Raw genomic sequence first — 16,237 nt, 5'->3', positions numbered from 1 at the left:
CGGAGACGCCTGTTAACATATTGAAAGAACCCGGATGCTCAGGCGCTTTCCTTGAACTCGGCATCCCCATCATCAGGGCCGCCCATGGAAAGGTCGAGTGCAAAGCCCTTGGCGCGTGCCTGCTGGGCGGCGACCGAATTGGCAGCCGTGGTCTTATTGCCGACCGGCTTGCGGCCTCCGGTCGGAGCCGGCGTGCGCACAGTGACCTTGGCAGCCGGAGCGCGGGACAGGCGGTTGCCGGCCGTATCCACCTTGAAGAAGGCGATGGAGGCCTGCAGTTCCTCAGCCTGGGTCGCCAACTCTTCGGAGGTCGCCGACATCTCTTCGGAAGCGCCGGCATTCTGCTGCGTCACCTTGTCGAGCTGCTGGATCGCTTCGTTGATCTGGGCTGCACCAATATCCTGCTCGCGGCAGGCAGCGCTGATCTCGGAGACCAGTTCGGCAGTCTTGCGGATGTCAGGAACCAGGCGACCGAGCATGTCGCCGGCTTCCTGCGCTGCCTTCACTGTATCGCCGGACATCGCACTGATTTCAGCGGCTGCCGACTGGCTGCGCTCTGCAAGCTTGCGCACTTCCGAGGCGACGACCGCAAAGCCCTTGCCGTGCTCACCGGCACGCGCAGCTTCGACGGCGGCATTCAGGGCGAGCAGGTCGGTCTGGCGGGCGATTTCCTGAACGATGCCGATCTTCTCGGCAATCGTGCGCATCGCAGCCACCGCACGGTTGACGGCATCGCCGGAATTCTCCGCATCCTTGGCGGACTGGCGGGCGATCTTTTCGGTCTGTGCTGCGTTGTCGGCATTCTGCTTGATGTTTGAAGCCATCTCTTCCATCGAAGCGGAAGCCTCTTCAGCCGAAGCTGCCTGTTCCGTTGCGCCCTGCGAGACCTGTTCGGAGCTGGCTGACAGTTCCTGGCTGCCAGATGAGACGTTTTCCGCAGCGGCGATTGCGTCTGCGACAACACCGCGCAGGCGCTCCACCATCTGCTCCAGAGCGATACCCAGCGTATCCTTTTCGGACAGAGGCTTCGGAGAAACCGTCAGGTCGCCGTTCGAGATCTGGTTGGCGATCTGCGCGGTGTTGCGCAGGTTGCCGGTCATCCTCGTCATGGAATTGACCAGATCGCGGATCTCGTCATTGCTCTTGTGCTCGATGTCCTGTTCGAGATCGCCGATGCTGACGGCATCCGCGAGCTGGACTGCGCGCTTGAGGCCGCGGGAGATATTGAGCAGGATCCAGATGGCGGCAGCAGAGGATACAATGATCAGACCGATTGTCATCATCACGAGCATGTTGCGCGACTGCGCATACTGGTCATTGGTGGCGGCGTCGGTTTCGGCGACATTGCCGGTCACGGTGTCGTTCAGCTTGGTGAGAATGCCGAGAAGCTGGGTCGTCACCGCCTGGCCTTCGCCCATCGAAATGACGCCGGCCTGGGTGTTGGATTCGGTGGTGTTCTGCGTGGCGAGGTCGGCAACACGATCCTGCAGCGCCGTCCACTTGCCGTAGAGATCGCCGAACTGAGCCATGCCATTCCTGATGTCAGGGTCTTCCGAAGTCGCAAGGCGACCCTGCAGTGTCTTGATCTGCTCGCGCTGCTGCGAGATCTCATCGACATAGCCGGCGATCTTGGTCGCATCGGTATTGATGATCGCATCCTTTTCGGCGCGGATGGAACGCATCACGGCATCGGAGAGATCACCGGAATCGCGCAGATTGGCAACCGGACCGGCAACCATGACCGAGATGTCGCTATTCAGCGACGAGAGATTGTAGATCGAAAGACCGGCCATGGCGCAGGTCAGGAGAACGATGAAACCGAACACAAGGCCCAGTTTGAGTTTGATCGTGAAGCGCATTCCAAGACCCCTTTAGGACTGCAGCGGATATCCCGCGAAATGACACATTGTGCCGCCGTAAAAACGCTTCATGCGTTGCCGGCCGAGCCGGTGTGCCCCGGCGCTTCCATGCGCCGGCCGTAGCGGGGCCGCTGTTGCCGCGGCCCCAATGCCTGTCCGCCGGGAAGCGCCTATGCGCTTTCCCGGAAATCATCGTCCGCCGTGTCCGGCCCGCCCATGGACATGTCCAGCGCGAAACCCTTGGCGCGGGCTTGCTGAGCGGCAACGCCATTGGCGGCAGCCGCCTTGCCGGCCGGCTTGCGAGGTGCGGATGGAGCCGGGCTGCGCGTGGTCACCTTGGCAGCCGGTATGCGACCCTGGCGGCCACCCGTCGCCGTTGCCTTGCCACCCGCCGTATCCACCTTGAAGAAGGCGATCGACGTCTGCAGTTCCTCGGCCTGGGCAGCGAGCTCTTCGGAGGTTGCAGACATCTGCTCGGAAGCACCCGCATTCTGCTGGGTTACCTTGTCGAGCTGCTGGATCGCCTCGTTGATCTGCGACGCACCGACATCCTGCTCGCGGCATGCAGAACTGATCTCCGCCACGAGTTCCGCCGTCTTTCTGATGTCAGGCACCAGGCGGCCGAGCATGTCCCCGGCTTCCTGGGCGGCAGTGACAGTATCGCTCGACATGGCGCTGATTTCCGCTGCCGCCGACTGGCTGCGCTCCGCAAGCTTGCGAACTTCCGAAGCGACGACCGCAAAACCCTTGCCATGTTCACCGGCACGAGCAGCTTCCACTGCAGCGTTGAGCGCGAGAAGGTCGGTCTGGCGAGCAATTTCCTGAACGATGCCGATCTTCTGGGCGATCGTACGCATGGCCTCAACGGCGCGGGAAACAGCGCTCCCGCTCATCTCCGCATCCTTGGCGGATTGACGCGCGATCTTTTCCGTTTGGGCGGCATTGTCGGCGTTCTGCTTGATGTTAGCGGCCATCTCTTCCATCGAGGAAGAGGCTTCCTCGGCCGCCGAAGCCTGCTCTGTGGCACCCTGCGATACCTGCTCCGAGCTCGCCGAAAGCTCCTGGCTGCCGGCCGAAACGTTCTCGGCCGCCGCAATTGCGTCCGCGACGACATCGCGCAAACGCTCCACCATCTGTTCCAGCGCGGTGCCGAGCGTATCCTTGGCCGAAAGTGGCTTCGGAGAAACCGTCAGGTCGCCGGCAGCAATCTGCGTGGCAATATCGGCAGTGATACGAAGGTTGGCGACCATGCTTTGCATCGCGATGCCGAGCGTATCCTTCGCCGAAAGCGGCTTGACGTCGACCGAGAGGTCGCCTTCTGCGATCTGGTTGGCAACATCGGCGGTGGCGCGCAGGTTGTTCACCATGCCGAGCATGGCGATGCCGAGCGTATCCTTGTCGGAGAGCGGCTTCGGCGTGACGCTGAGGTCACCGTTCGAAATCTCGTTTGCGATGTCAGCGGTATTGCGCAGATTATCCGTCATGACGTTGATCGTGTTCACCAGATCCTTGATCTCGTCGTTGCTCTTGATCTCGACCTTCTGGTTCAGATCGCCGATGGCGACGGCGCTGGCGACGTTCATAATCTTGCGCAGGCCGCTGTTGATACCGAGCGCGATCCACAAGGCAGCAGCGAAAGCGATGACGGAAGCGCCGATGGCGATGCCGATCAGCAGGTTTCTGGTGCTGCCGTAGAGGATTTCCGTATCGTCGTCGGCTTGGGTCATCGACTTCTGCTGAAGCGCGACAAGCGCCGAAAAGACGTCTTCCAGTTCCGTGACGATGGCGCGAACCTCTCCACCGGAATAGGCCGTGGCCGCTGCCCTGTCGCCACTTTCCTGGATGGAAGCGACTTTTTTGGAACCTTCCACGAAACGTTTGCTCAGCTCGACCAGCCTGTCCCACGTGGGCTTGCCGTCGGCTGTTGCGAGCTGTTGGCCGCCTGTCGCGAATGCGAGCATTTCATCCATGCTCTTTGCCGACTTCTCGTAGTTTTTCATCGCCGTTTCAGGATCCATTTCCAGAAGGGCGTTCTTCTGCCACCTGATGGCATCGAGCTCGGCAGCTTTTGCTTCCAGAGCCAGCTCCAGTCTTTTTGAAGGACCTGCAATCAGGTTGCCGACGGCATCGTTCAGCGAGCTGAGGCTGATAATTCCAAAGACTGCACTACCCACTAGCAACAGTATGACGAAGCCGAACGCGGCTGCGAGCTTGAGCTTGATCGTGATACGCATCGCAATACCCCTATTTGAAAGCGACGGAATAAGTGTGGACCGGTGGTTTCCTTGGCGCGGCGTCACGCAGCAAAAACATTCCGGAGGCGAAACAGTTATCGAAGAAATTGCGACCTTGCGTCCGACGTTCCTGGACACCGGAAGCTTGTGTCAGGGGCCATAAGCCTGGTCCCTGACGGTATTCGAGTGAGAAAGCGCTCAGGCGCTTTCGCGAAAATCGTCGTCACCAGCGTCCGGGCCACCCATCGACATATCCAGGGCAAAGCCCTTGGCGCGTGCCTGCTGGGCGGCGACCGTATTGGCGGCAGCGGTCTTCTTGCCGACTGGCTTGCGGGTTGCTGCCGAAGCCGGGCTGCGGACCGTGACCCTGGCGGCCGGCGCGCGGGACTGGCGGTTGCCGGCCATGTCCACCTTGAAGAAGGCGATCGACGTCTGCAGTTCCTCGGCCTGGGAGGCGAGCTCTTCCGAGGTTGCGGACATCTGCTCGGAGGCACCGGCATTCTGCTGCGTCACCTTGTCGAGCTGCTGGATCGCCTCGTTGATCTGGGCTGCCCCGATGTCCTGCTCGCGGCACGCCGAGCTGATCTCGGAAACCAGTTCCGCCGTCTTGCGGATGTCGGGCACCAGCCGGCCGAGCATATCGCCCGCCTCCTGGGCAGCTTTCACCGTATCACCGGACATGGCGCTGATTTCGGCGGCGGCCGACTGGCTGCGTTCGGCAAGCTTGCGCACTTCCGAGGCGACGACCGCAAAACCCTTGCCGTGCTCACCGGCACGTGCCGCTTCCACGGCGGCATTCAGCGCGAGAAGGTCGGTCTGGCGGGCGATCTCCTGGACGATGCCGATCTTCTGCGCGATGGTGCGCATGGCGTCAACGGCGCGTGAGACGGCTTCGCCACTGGCTTCCGCATCCTTGGCCGACTGGCGGGCGATCTTCTCGGTCTGAGCGGCATTGTCGGCGTTCTGCTTGATGTTGGAGGCCATCTCTTCCATCGAGGCCGAAGCCTCTTCGGCGGAGGCGGCCTGCTCCGTCGCACCTTGAGAGACCTGCTCGGAGCTTGCCGAGAGTTCCTGGCTGCCCGCAGAGACGTTCTCGGCAGCCGAGATCGCATCGGCGACGACACCACGCAGGCGCTCGACCATCTGCTCGAGCGCAGTGCCGAGCACATCCTTTTCCGAAAGCGGCTTCGGTGAAACGGTCAGGTCGCCGTTCGAGATCTGGTTGGCCACTTCGGCAGTTGTGCGCAGGTTGGTCACCATGCTCTGCATGGCGATGCCGAGAGCATCCTTGTCCGACAGCGGCTTTGCGTCGACCGAGAGATCCCCCATGGCGATCTTGTCGGCAAGGGCCGCAGTGCTGCGCAGGTTGGCGGTCATGATATTGACCGTGTCGATCAGATCCTTGATCTCATCATTGGTCTTGATCTCGACCTTCTGCTCAAGATCGCCTTTCGAGACGGCTTCCGCGATGAAGGCAACCTTCTTCAGGCCGCGGTTGATACCGAGAGCGATCCAGACCGCGATGGCCGTCGAGAAGACGAACAGCACCACCGCCATGCCGATCAGGGCGCTGCTGGAATTGTCGTATTGGACATTCGTCGCTACATCGGTGGCGTGAAGATCTTCGACAATATGAGTGTTGAGTTCGCCCACGATCTTCAGGAGATTATCGGTGATCTTGGCACCTTCGCCCATGGAAATCTGAGCGGCATGCGCGTTGCTTTCAGCAGTGTTCTGGGTTGCCAGATCAAGAATCTGGTCCTGCATCCGTGTCCAGTTCGGATAGACCGAACGGAATTCTGCAAGCTTGCTGACGACTGCCGGATTGGTCTCCTTGTCGAGCTCGGCCAGCCGGTCGTCGATAGTCTTCCGTTCCTGCGCGACCGTATCCCGATATCCGGTGATGGCAGCCGGATCCGTGTTCATAACGGCGTTCTTCTCGGCGCGGATCGATGCGGCGACCGCATCAGAGAGCCCACCCGAATTCAAAAGGTTCTTGGCAGGACCAGCAACGATATCGCTGATGGCGGCATTGAGTGAATAAAGATTGGAAATGGCAAGACCTGCCATCCCAAGTGCAAGTAATATTACGAGGCCAAAAGCAATACCCAGCTTCATTTTAATGGTGAAACGCATCTCTATCCCCTGAAAGCGGAAAATACTGTCTCGCAAGGCGGCCCGTGAGCAGATCGCCAGTAAGTAAAACCAATGAAGAGCCAAAAAGGGGGGACAGCGAGTGATTCACTTCCCAGCAGTCGGACATCTAGTGATCACGACGCTAACGCATACACACGTTGCGGGATATTTCGGTCCGAGGCCGCCGAGGCGGCCGCGGAGAATTTCGGTTGACTGAGAAGCGCTCAAGCGCTTTCGCGGAAATCGTCGTCGCCGGCGTCCGGGCCGCCCATCGACATGTCCAGAGCAAAGCCTTTGGCACGTGCCTGTTGGGAAGCGACGGTGTGGCCGTGATTGTGGTTTTGCGTCGCCGGAGTTGGCTTGCGTGGGGCAGCGGCCGGAGCCTTGACCACCTTGGCAGCCGGCTTTGCAGCGGTTTTCCGTACACCAGCACGGGTCGTGCCTGCGGTATCAACCTTGAAGAAGGCGATCGAAGCCTGCAGTTCCTCGGCCTGAGCAGCAAGCTCTTCTGAAGTAGCCGACATCTCTTCGGAGGCGCCGGCATTCTGCTGCGTCACCTTGTCGAGCTGCTGGATCGCTTCATTGATCTGCGAGGCACCGATATCCTGTTCGCGGCAGGCGGCACTGATCTCGGAGACCAGTTCGGCAGTCTTGCGGATGTCAGGAACCAGGCGACCGAGCATTTCGCCGGCATCGCGAGCGGCCTTGACCGTGTCGCTCGACATGGAAGAGATCTCCGCGGCTGCCGACTGGCTGCGTTCTGCAAGCTTGCGCACTTCCGAGGCGACGACGGCGAAGCCCTTGCCGTGTTCACCGGCACGAGCGGCTTCGACGGCGGCGTTCAGGGCGAGCAGGTCGGTCTGGCGGGCGATTTCCTGAACGATGCCGATCTTCTCGGCGATCGTGCGCATTGCATCGACGGCGCGGTTGACGGCGTCGCCGGAAGCTTCCGCGTCCTTGGCGGACTGGCGGGCGATCTTCTCGGTCTGGGCGGCATTGTCGGCATTCTGCTTGATGTTTGAAGCCATCTCTTCCATCGAAGCGGAGGCCTCTTCAGCGGAAGCCGCCTGTTCGGTCGCACCCTGCGAAACCTGCTCGGAGCTGGCCGACAGTTCCTGGCTGCCGGAAGAAACGTTGTCGGCGGCAGACAGGGCATCGGCGACGACACCGCGCAGGCGTTCGATCATGACATTGACGTTGCCGAGCAGTTCGCCGATTTCGTCATGCGTGGTGATTTCGGCCATCTTCGTCAGGTCGCCTTCGGCAACTTCGCGGACAACGGTGTTGGCGCGGCTAAGACCCTTGCTGATGGTATTCGCGATCCAGAAGGCCGTGAGGACAGCAATCAGCAACGCTGCGGCGGCAACCGCGATCATCGTCGTGCGCGTCGTGCCGTACTGCTGCTCGGCGCTGTCGTCTGCAGCCTTCATGCGCTGTTTTTCGAGCGCCAGAATTTCATCGAGCGTGGAGTCGATATCGTTGGCTGCCTGGCGGGCCGTCGTGACCGAGACATTGTTGGCGCCATCCGTATTGCCGCCCTTGATGAAATCCCGAATCTGATCGTCTGCCTGGTTGAATGTCTTGGAAAGCTCGGCAACACGCTCCCAACGCGCCTTGCCTTCTTCAGTTGCGAGCTTCGTTACGGCAGCGAATGCGTCGGCGAAGTCCTTGCGGGCCTGGTTACCTTTTTCGATTGCACCGGAAGCGTCGTCGGCGTTGCGCGCGGTCAGAAGGTTCTTCTGCTGGCGGATGGCTTCGAGCTGGGCGATATTGATCTGTTGCGCCAGATCCAGGCGCGCGGCAGGACCGGCGAGAAGATTGCTGATCGTATCGTTCAGCGAACCGAGGCTGAAGATGCCGTAGGCAGCGGTGCCTATCAGCATGATAATGATGAAGGTGAAAGCGCTCACCAGTTTAGTCTTGATCGTCAATCGCATCGTCTTAACCCCTCAATGATTGGCCCCCGGCTAGTTGACGGCCCCCGCCGTCTCATGCCTCGATGAGAAAATCGCCTGCAAATTCGGAAGGATGATGAACTCGCCTCCCCTCTTGACCAGGCAGTTGATGTAATCCGCGCGCCAACGCATACCCACGCTTGGCGGCGGTTCGCTGGCGCTTTTCGTCAGCGTCGTCACCTCGTTCACCTTGTCGGTACGCATTCCTACGAGTGTCTGCTCCCCCTGCAGATCAACCTCGATGACGATGATGCGGCTGTCGATCGTCGCTTCCGACGCTTCCATCCCAAAGGCAAGACGAAGATCGGCAAGCGGAATGACCTTGCCGCGGAAATTGATGACGCTGGCGACGAAAGGCTGGCTGCCCGGCACCGCAGTCTCGGGAAGCAGATCCAGGATTTCCTGGACGATGACCGCTTCCAGCGCGAAGGTTTCGCCATTGAGATCGAAGGTCAGAACTTCGATTTCGTCGGCATAGTTCCAGTGCTTGTCGAATTTTTCGGCTGTTGCTGCTGTGCTCATCCTGCCACGCGCAATTGCGCCTCCTGTTGCTGACCCGCGGCAACGAGGTGCCCGACGTCAAGAATGAGGGCGACGCTGCCGTCGCCGAGAATGGTGGCGCCAGAGAAGGTCGCCACGTCGTTGTGCAGTTTCGACATCGACTTGATGACCGTCTGGTGGTCGCCGATGATCTGATCGACCACGAGGCCGACACGTTCGGTGCCCGTCGAGATGACGACCACCTTCTGATGCACGTCCGGCTTGGTGCCGGTGCGGAAGAGATCGCGAAGCCTCAGGAACGGCACCAGGCTGTCGCGCAGCGAGATGAAGCTGCGCCCACGCGAGCGGAGATCTTCTTCCAGCGACAGTTCGAGGCATTCCTCGACCGCCGAGAGCGGGATGACGTAACGGCCGGAACCGACACGCACCAGCAGGCCATCGATGATGGCGAGCGTCAGCGGAATGCGGAGAGAGACTTCCGAGCCCTGCCCCGGCAGGCTGACGATCTCGATGGCGCCACGCAGCGCCTCGACCGTCTTCTTGACGACGTCCATGCCGACGCCACGACCGGAGAGATTGGTGATCGTTGCAGCAGTGGAGAAGCCCGGCGCGAAAATGAGCTGCAGCAGCTCCTGATCGGAAAGCGGCTGGCCGGGCGCAATCAGGCCCGAGGATTCTGCCTTGGCGCGAACCCGCTCGCGGTTGATGCCCCGGCCGTCATCCTTGATGGAGATGATGACTTCACCGCCGGACTGGTGGGCGGACAGCGTCACGGTACCGGCCTCCGTCTTACCGGCGCCAAGGCGTTCGGCTGGCGGCTCGAGGCCATGGTCGATCGAGTTGCGAACGAGGTGCACCAGCGGGTCGGCGAGACGCTCGATGACGGTCTTGTCGACTTCGGTCGTTTCGCCCTCGGTGACGAGTTCGATGACCTTGCCGGTTTCGCGGGCGAGGTCGTGTACGAGGCGGCGGAAGCGCGAGAAGAGCGTTCCGACCGGCACCATGCGCAGCACCATCATCGTGTCGCGCAGCTCACCGGAGAGACGTTCGATTTCTTCCGAAACCGAGCGTAGGGCGATATCCGAACTGGAGCTTGCCAGCTGACTGAGGCGCGACTGGGCGATGACGAGTTCGCCGACGCGGTCCATCAGCTCGTCGAGACGCTCTGCCGGAACGCGGACGTTTTCCTGCGCCTTTGCCTGGGCTGCCGCCTGAGCCGGCGCTGGCGTTTCACGCTTCACCGGAACCGCCTCGACCGGGCGGAATTCCGGAGCAACGGCGGGCACCGGTGCGACAGGTGCTGCGGCAACCGGAGCGGCCGGAGCAGGAGCGACATCCTTCTTTGTCTCGGCCGGTGCGGCTTGCGGGCCGGCGATTTCCTGAACGTCGAGCTCCATGTCATCCATGACGAAGATGAACACGTCGTCGATGGCCGAACGGTCCTGTTCGCTTGTCAGAATGACGTCCCAGGAAACGTAGAGCTCAGTCGGGACCAGATTATCAAGCGGCGGAATGCCTGACATGTTTGCGCGGACTGTGCATTCGCCGAGATCGCGCAGTTCATCCAGAAGGCCGAGCGGATTGGTACCGTTGGCCATGGAATTCGCTGGCAGGCTGAAGCGGATGCGCCAGGTCGTTTTCTTCTTGGTAGGAGCCGCGACGGCAGGTGCTGCGGCGACAGGCGCGACAGCCTCCTTGACTTCGGCCTGGCCGCCGACGGCGGCCTGGAGCTGGGCAAGCAGCTTGTGGCCAGTATCGCCGTGATCGGCATCGGGCTGTTCGACGAGGGCGCGCATGTGATCCTGCGCGGCAAGGACGGCGGCGACGAGCTCGGCGGTTGCCGGAACCTCACCCTTGCGGACACGGTCGAAGGCCGTTTCGCAATGATGGGTGAAAGCGGCGAGCGCCTCGAAGCCGAACATCGCACCCGAACCCTTCAACGTGTGAAGGCCGCGGAACACGGCGTCGACGAGGTCCTTGTTTTCGAGGTCGTGGTTGAGGTCGAGAAGGCCGGCTTCGATCGCCTCGAGGCATTCGGCCGCTTCGGTACGGAATACTGCGACTGGATCAAGCGAGCTCATCTGCCAAGAACCTTCTTCACGATCTTAACGAGACTTTCCGGATCGAACGGCTTGGTAAGCCAGCCGGTGGCGCCCGCAGCCTTGGCGCGCGCCTTGAGGTCCGCATCGGATTCCGTCGTCAGGAAGATGATCGGCACACCGGCCTGAGCGGGCAGCTTCCGCAGTTCCTCGATCATCGTCAGCCCATCCATGACAGGCATGTTGAGGTCGGTGACGATCAGGTCGAAATTGCCGCTCTTGGCGGTTGCCAGACCCTCAGCGCCATTGACGGCTTCGGTGACTGTGTAGCCGGCATTGGTCAGCGTGACCTTGGTGGTCAGCCGGATGCTGGCGGAATCGTCGACAGTCAGGATGTTTGCGCTCATAACGTCACCTCTTTATGCAACCAGAACTTCTTGTCTTCTTCATCGAAGGCCTCGGTAAATCCGGCGCGCTCAAGAACCTTGAGAAGCGGACCGCTGGCCGGAGCCGAAAGGGTAAAAGTCTTGCCTTCGGCCTTTGCCTGACGGCGGGCGGCTTCGATGAGCTGAAGAAAACTCAGATCCGCTTCCGCGTTTTCGGGAAGACTTAGGGTAATGTTATTATTGCCGCGAAATCGATCAATAATATTCGAATATACTTCCGAAGCATTACGAATGCTCAGAACTTCGGGAAGGGATATAGATTCGCAATATTGTGCCTGAGTATCCAATGCAGCCTCCATGGTCGGAGAAATACTTAACGACCATAAAAGGACTCTCATGACAGGCTTAACAGTGCGTAAACAGCGGTTGTAGGAAAGTGCAATTGACGCGAGTCCCGACTCCCTGAATTCTCATCCGAGATAATTTATACTGAAGCTTTTTCATATAATAAAATAACCTGAAAAAACAACGCGATAGATAGCATATGCTGCGAAGCTTATAAAATCTTGCCGAATAGTTTTATGGGTTGTTAATCACAACGTTTACGAGTCTGCGGCGTTTACCTGCCGTTTCCATCCTGCCCGTAAAAATAGAGTCAAATTGCCTGTGTTTATAAGTAAAGGTACAAAAGTGGCAAACGCGACGGCATCAGCACAGACTGCGCACTACGCATCAGGTTCGGATATCAGCCGGACCCTGGAATCGGCCCGCGCCCAGGTCGAGGAACGCTTCCTCGAAGGCGGCACCGTCCTGCTGTCCGTGATGGATGTCCTCAATCGTCTGTTGACGTCACTGGACCAGATCACCAAGGCGCTCGACAACAATGAGGCGAGTGACACCAGCGCCGACCTCAATGCGACCGTCCAGAACCTGATCGAGCTTCCTGGCGCTGAAGAAAACCGCCAGCGAGCTCTGACGGCACTTGCTCAGACCGGCTCGGAACTGCACCGGCATGTCGCGGACATGCAGGAAACGATGCGCTACCTGCGCACCTTCGCAGTCACGGTGAAGATAACAGGCGCGGGCCTCGCCGAATTCGCAGGTTTCGCCCAGGAAATCCTCGAGCGCATTTATTCCGGGACCGACGAAGTCAATCGCTTCGCCAACCATCTCGACAGCCTGCACAAAGAGATCAAGCTCGCCCTCTCCTTCGGCGGTAATCTCGCCAAGAACTATGCCGATACCGTTCCTGCGGTTGCCAGGGCGCTGAAGGATGATGCAAAGAAAATTACCGACCATCGCCAGAATCTCGGCGCAATCGCCCGTGACGTGGGCGCCATTGCCCGTGGCGTGCAGAGCAAGGTCGCATCCACGCTTTCTGCGCTGCAGATCGGCGATATCACCCGCCAGCGCATCGAACATGTGCAGAGTACCTTCTCTCTGCTGGAGGATTTCTTCACAAGCGAGGACGGCGCCAAGCTCGGTACCGATGCACGCAAGCGCCTGCAAAACGTCATCCATCACCTGACGGCTGCGCAGATGGCGGATATGTGCGGCGACTTCCAGCGGGATTCCCGCAATGTCGTGCAGACCATCACGAGCTTCCGCCAGGATACGCAGGAAATTCTGCGATTGCGCGACCAGATGAGCGGCCAGAGCCGCGGCAGCGAAAACAGCGACGGCAATTTCATGCGCGCACTGGAATCCAGCGTCTCTGCCGCCCACGAGATCGTCAAGCAGGTCGATGCCGCGAGCCATCAGGCCGACCAGGTCAGCCAGTCAACGCTCGGCACCGCCGCGACGCTTCTGCACTCCATCGGGGCGATCCGCGCAGTCAAGACCGATATCCACTATATGGCGCTGAACACCAACCTGCGCTGCAGCCGTCTCGGCGAAGAGGGCAAGTCGATCAACGTCGTCACCGCCGAGTTGCGCATCTTTGCCGGCAAGCTCGATGATTCAGCCGATGCCATCGTCAATGGCTTGCCAGCGCTCGAGGCCTCGGCCGGACGTGTTGCCCCTGCCGCCGGCACCAAGAGTGGCGGCCTTGCCGAAAGCCTCACCTCGGCCGTCGGCACGATCCGCTCCGCTGCCAACCTGATGGAAGACGAGCTCAAGGTACTTGCCGAACATGGCCGCGAGGTCGCGACCAGGATCAACCTGCTGATCGGCAAGCTCGATTTCCAGCACGATCTCGGCGACGTGCTTGCCCGCTGCGCCGACGTTCTGGAAACCGTGGCCGGCGACCAGATCGCCGATATTTCCGACATCGCCGAAGCAATCGCCCCGCTCGACCGCAGGATCTTCAAGCTCTACACCATGGTGCAGGAACGCAATGTCCATCGCGACATCATTCCCGCCACCGAGGAAACAACGGCAGCGGCTCCTGCTGAGCCGGCCAAGGCGCAGAGCGACGAGGATCTGTTCGAGGACGCCCTTTTCTAGAAAGACCGCGGGTTAGTTGATGCGGCGAAACTTGTTCGCCGCTTCGATCGCCGCCTTCTGCTGGTCGTCCTCGATGCCGAGATAGAAATCCTCGAGCGACGGGTCGCTCAACCCTGCCCGCCGCGACAGGACATACCATTTGGCAGCCTCGATCGGATCTGGCGCCGTACCGATCGCATTGATGTAGAGATGCGCGAGCTTGTTTTGTGCGGCGACATTGCCCCTATTGGCGGCAATCTTCAGCCATTCGAAGCCGCGCACGTAATCCTTCGGCCCGCCGACGCCGTTTACCAGCCAGATACCCATGTCAAGTTGAGCCGTATCGAAGCCCGCCCGCGCCGCGCGCGCCATCCACTCGCGGGCCAGCTGCTTCTTGTCTCCGGGCAAGTCCGGCACCTGCTGATAGATCTGCGCTACCGCATATTGCGCGTCTGCGACGCCCTGCTCCCCCGCCTTTTCATAATAAGGCAGGGCAAGTTTCAATCCCTTGTCGCCGGGATTGTCGGCAACGAGCGTCTGCGCCCAATTGAATTCTGCGGATGAATTTCCGGCATCGGCCGCCTTGCGCATGTATTCGTCGGCCTTCGCCTTGTCGCGCGTGACGTTATTGCCCTCCATGAGGAGCAACGCATATTTGAACATGGCGGTCGGATCGCCGCCCTCCGCCGCCTTGCCGTACCAGAAGGCAGCGTTCTTCATGTCCCGCTTGACGCCGAGGCCCTGCGACAGGATTTCGGCGATCAGGGTCTGGGCCGCCGGATCGCCGAGTTGCGCCCGTGGTAGCGCCTTGTCCATGGCGGTCAGATAATAGCCACGCTGATACGCGCCGAACGCCTCGTCGATCTGACCCTTATATTCCTTTTCAGGTGGCAGGTCGGGCAGCTTCGCACCCATGCGATCGAAAACCCCGACACCATCGGACGGCACAATACCCTGTGGCTGCGGTCGATCGGTACGGAATGTCTGGCTGGGCGTCGCCGAGGGCTCGGCAATCGCCTCATTTGCCTGCGCCGCCGCAAATTCCGGCCGGACCGCCAGTAAGACGGTCATACAAAGGAGAGCGCATCTCGAAAAGCGGGCGGGGATCGGCATAAGCGCGATATCAATCCTCAAACCGTGGCGCTTTTTCGTCAAGCAAGGCATTGATCTGAGCCACGATCGAGGGCGCCTGAGCCGGCTCGGCAAACACGCCCATGCGCATCGCCACAAACTCGGCCCCAGTCTCCGCAACGGCGAGCGCGGAAGCCGGATCAGTGCCGCCCATGACGATGCACGGAATTTCGATCATCGACGCCCACCACTCGGCAAGCGCCAGGTTCTTCGGATGCGCCTCCGGCTTGATGTCGCCGTCGAGCTTGCCGAAGAAGATATAGTCGGGCCGCTCCTCGCCGACTGCGAGCGCCGTATGCCGGTCAGCGGCATTGCCGCCGCCGACGATCAGCTTGTCGGCATAACGATCGATTGCATCGGCAATCTCGCTTGCCGGTCCGGCAATGTGCAGGCCATCGGCCTTCGAACGGCCGACGACGCGGCTGTCGCCGGCAATCAGCGCCGCGGCACCAGCGTCCTGAATGACGGGCACGAGCTTTTCAGCGTGCTTCTGGAAGCTGCCGTCATCGAGACCGTATTGCGGCAGGATAACGGACGCAACATCGCCGCCCTTCAACGCATCGGCAACGATCGTCGCCCTTTCATCGGCATCGGCGATATCGGGCACAACGAGAACAAGGCGGCAGCGGTTTTCCGGTTCGGTCATGAAGTCTTTCCATCTGCGGCGGTTTTTCCCGCTCTATGGCGGATCCGCACTCGTTTTGAGTGAGTAATTCCGATAGAGGGGGCTTGCAAGGGGAGGAACTTCAAAAGCATGCCGCAAGATCTGTCATTCTACTACGCCGCAATCCCGGCTGTCATTCTTGTCGGGCTTGCCAAAGGCGGGATGGGCGACGCTTTGTCGCTGATCGGCCTTCCCTTTCTCGCCCTCGTCGTAGCACCCGTCGAAGCCGCCGCGATCCTGCTTCCCATCCTCGTCTTCATGGACATGATATCGCTGGTCATCTGGCGCCAGCACGGCGACTGGACGACACTGAAGATCATGCTGCCGGGCGCCCTTCTTGGCATTGCCTTCGGCTGGGCCACCTCCGCTCTCGTGCCGGGCAGCATGCTGCGCATTCTCATCGGCGCCGTCACCGTTGCTTTCTGTCTGCGTTATTTCTGGAACAATTTCGGCCCTGGCAAAGGTATAGTCATCCCGCCACGACCCCAGCGCCCGGTACTGGCAAGCCTTTGGGGCACGTTTTCCGGTTACGGCAGCTTCGTTGCTCATGCCGGCGGCGCGCCTTTCCAGATCTACGCCCTGCCGCTCAAGCTGCCGCCACGCGAATTCACCGGCACCAGCGTACGCTTCTTCGCCATTCTGAACGCTGTAAAGCTCGTTCCGTATTTTGCGCTCGGCCAGCTCGACACCCGCAACCTTCTGGCCTCTGCCACGCTCTTGCCCTTCGCCCCGCTGGCAACGATTGCCGGTGCATGGTGTGTGCGGCGCATGAAGCCGCAGATATTCTACCCCTTCATGTATGCCATGGCGCTGATCGCCGCTTCCCTCATCCTGCGCGAAGGCTTGCTCGAATAGGGTTGCGTTCCGTTGCAATGCACAATTTCCTTGCTGCAAAGGCCTGTTTGACG

Annotated in this window: 12 protein-coding genes; 2 read left to right on the top strand and 10 right to left on the bottom strand. The window is 60.5% G+C overall.

All coding sequences use genetic code 11. From position 1 onward, the window contains the following. Positions 1 to 38: 38 nt before the first annotated feature. The 8 genes from PMI11_RS33515 to PMI11_RS33480 form a co-directional block, all read right to left on the bottom strand. The gene (locus PMI11_RS33515) at positions 39 to 1,859 is read right to left on the bottom strand and encodes a methyl-accepting chemotaxis protein (RefSeq protein ID WP_007826504.1); all 1,821 of its coding nucleotides are present in this window, start codon (positions 1,857 to 1,859) and stop codon (positions 39 to 41) included. A 170-nt stretch (positions 1,860 to 2,029) separates the two neighbouring features. After that, positions 2,030 to 4,093: a HAMP domain-containing methyl-accepting chemotaxis protein gene (locus tag PMI11_RS33510; RefSeq protein WP_007826503.1), complete on the bottom strand. Its 2,064-nt coding sequence runs from the start codon at positions 4,091 to 4,093 to the stop codon at positions 2,030 to 2,032. 198 nt (positions 4,094 to 4,291) lie between these two features. Continuing rightward, on the bottom strand, positions 4,292 to 6,229 hold the full coding sequence (locus tag PMI11_RS33505; RefSeq protein WP_007826501.1) for a HAMP domain-containing methyl-accepting chemotaxis protein: 1,938 nt from the start codon (positions 6,227 to 6,229) through the stop codon (positions 4,292 to 4,294). A gap of 224 nt (positions 6,230 to 6,453) precedes the next feature. Next, entirely contained in the window at positions 6,454 to 8,166 is a 1,713-nt protein-coding gene (locus PMI11_RS33500; protein WP_007826498.1) for a methyl-accepting chemotaxis protein, read from the bottom strand. Between the two features lie 30 nt (positions 8,167 to 8,196). Further along, complete coding sequence (locus PMI11_RS33495; RefSeq protein WP_007826497.1) at positions 8,197 to 8,706, bottom strand: chemotaxis protein CheW; 510 nt, start codon at positions 8,704 to 8,706, stop codon at positions 8,197 to 8,199. Further along, positions 8,703 to 10,766: a chemotaxis protein CheA gene (locus PMI11_RS33490; RefSeq protein WP_007826495.1), complete on the bottom strand. Its 2,064-nt coding sequence runs from the start codon at positions 10,764 to 10,766 to the stop codon at positions 8,703 to 8,705. The genes PMI11_RS33495 and PMI11_RS33490 overlap by 4 nt, the downstream gene beginning before the upstream one ends. Continuing rightward, positions 10,763 to 11,131, bottom strand: a complete 369-nt coding sequence (locus PMI11_RS33485; RefSeq protein WP_007826493.1) for a response regulator — start codon at positions 11,129 to 11,131, stop codon at positions 10,763 to 10,765. The genes PMI11_RS33490 and PMI11_RS33485 overlap by 4 nt, the downstream gene beginning before the upstream one ends. After that, on the bottom strand, positions 11,128 to 11,457 hold the full coding sequence (locus PMI11_RS33480; RefSeq protein ID WP_007826486.1) for an STAS domain-containing protein: 330 nt from the start codon (positions 11,455 to 11,457) through the stop codon (positions 11,128 to 11,130). The genes PMI11_RS33485 and PMI11_RS33480 overlap by 4 nt, the downstream gene beginning before the upstream one ends. A 343-nt stretch (positions 11,458 to 11,800) precedes the next feature. Here PMI11_RS33480 and PMI11_RS33475 point away from each other — a divergent pair, with 343 nt between their 5' ends. After that, the gene (locus tag PMI11_RS33475) at positions 11,801 to 13,555 is read left to right on the top strand and encodes a methyl-accepting chemotaxis protein (RefSeq protein ID WP_007826484.1); all 1,755 of its coding nucleotides are present in this window, start codon (positions 11,801 to 11,803) and stop codon (positions 13,553 to 13,555) included. A 12-nt stretch (positions 13,556 to 13,567) separates the two neighbouring features. Here the strand turns inward: PMI11_RS33475 and PMI11_RS33470 are convergent, their stop codons facing one another. Together PMI11_RS33470 and PMI11_RS33465 are read right to left on the bottom strand one after the other, a co-directional pair. After that, positions 13,568 to 14,647, bottom strand: a complete 1,080-nt coding sequence (locus PMI11_RS33470; protein WP_007826482.1) for a tetratricopeptide repeat protein — start codon at positions 14,645 to 14,647, stop codon at positions 13,568 to 13,570. A 10-nt stretch (positions 14,648 to 14,657) separates the two neighbouring features. Further along, complete coding sequence (locus PMI11_RS33465) at positions 14,658 to 15,311, bottom strand: thiamine phosphate synthase (RefSeq protein ID WP_007826480.1); 654 nt, start codon at positions 15,309 to 15,311, stop codon at positions 14,658 to 14,660. Between the two features lie 108 nt (positions 15,312 to 15,419). Between PMI11_RS33465 and PMI11_RS33460 the strand changes: the two genes are divergently transcribed. After that, positions 15,420 to 16,184 carry a sulfite exporter TauE/SafE family protein gene (locus tag PMI11_RS33460; protein WP_007826478.1) on the top strand — a complete coding sequence of 255 codons (765 nt, stop codon included), beginning with the start codon at positions 15,420 to 15,422 and terminating at the stop codon, positions 16,182 to 16,184. Positions 16,185 to 16,237: the final 53 nt, after the last annotated feature.

It is taken from the genome of Rhizobium sp. CF142 (genome assembly GCF_000281145.1).
Classification (GTDB): domain Bacteria; phylum Pseudomonadota; class Alphaproteobacteria; order Rhizobiales; family Rhizobiaceae; genus Rhizobium.
The sequence above is the reverse complement of the archived record's forward strand: the minus strand, read 5'-3'. Positions and strand labels throughout refer to the sequence as shown.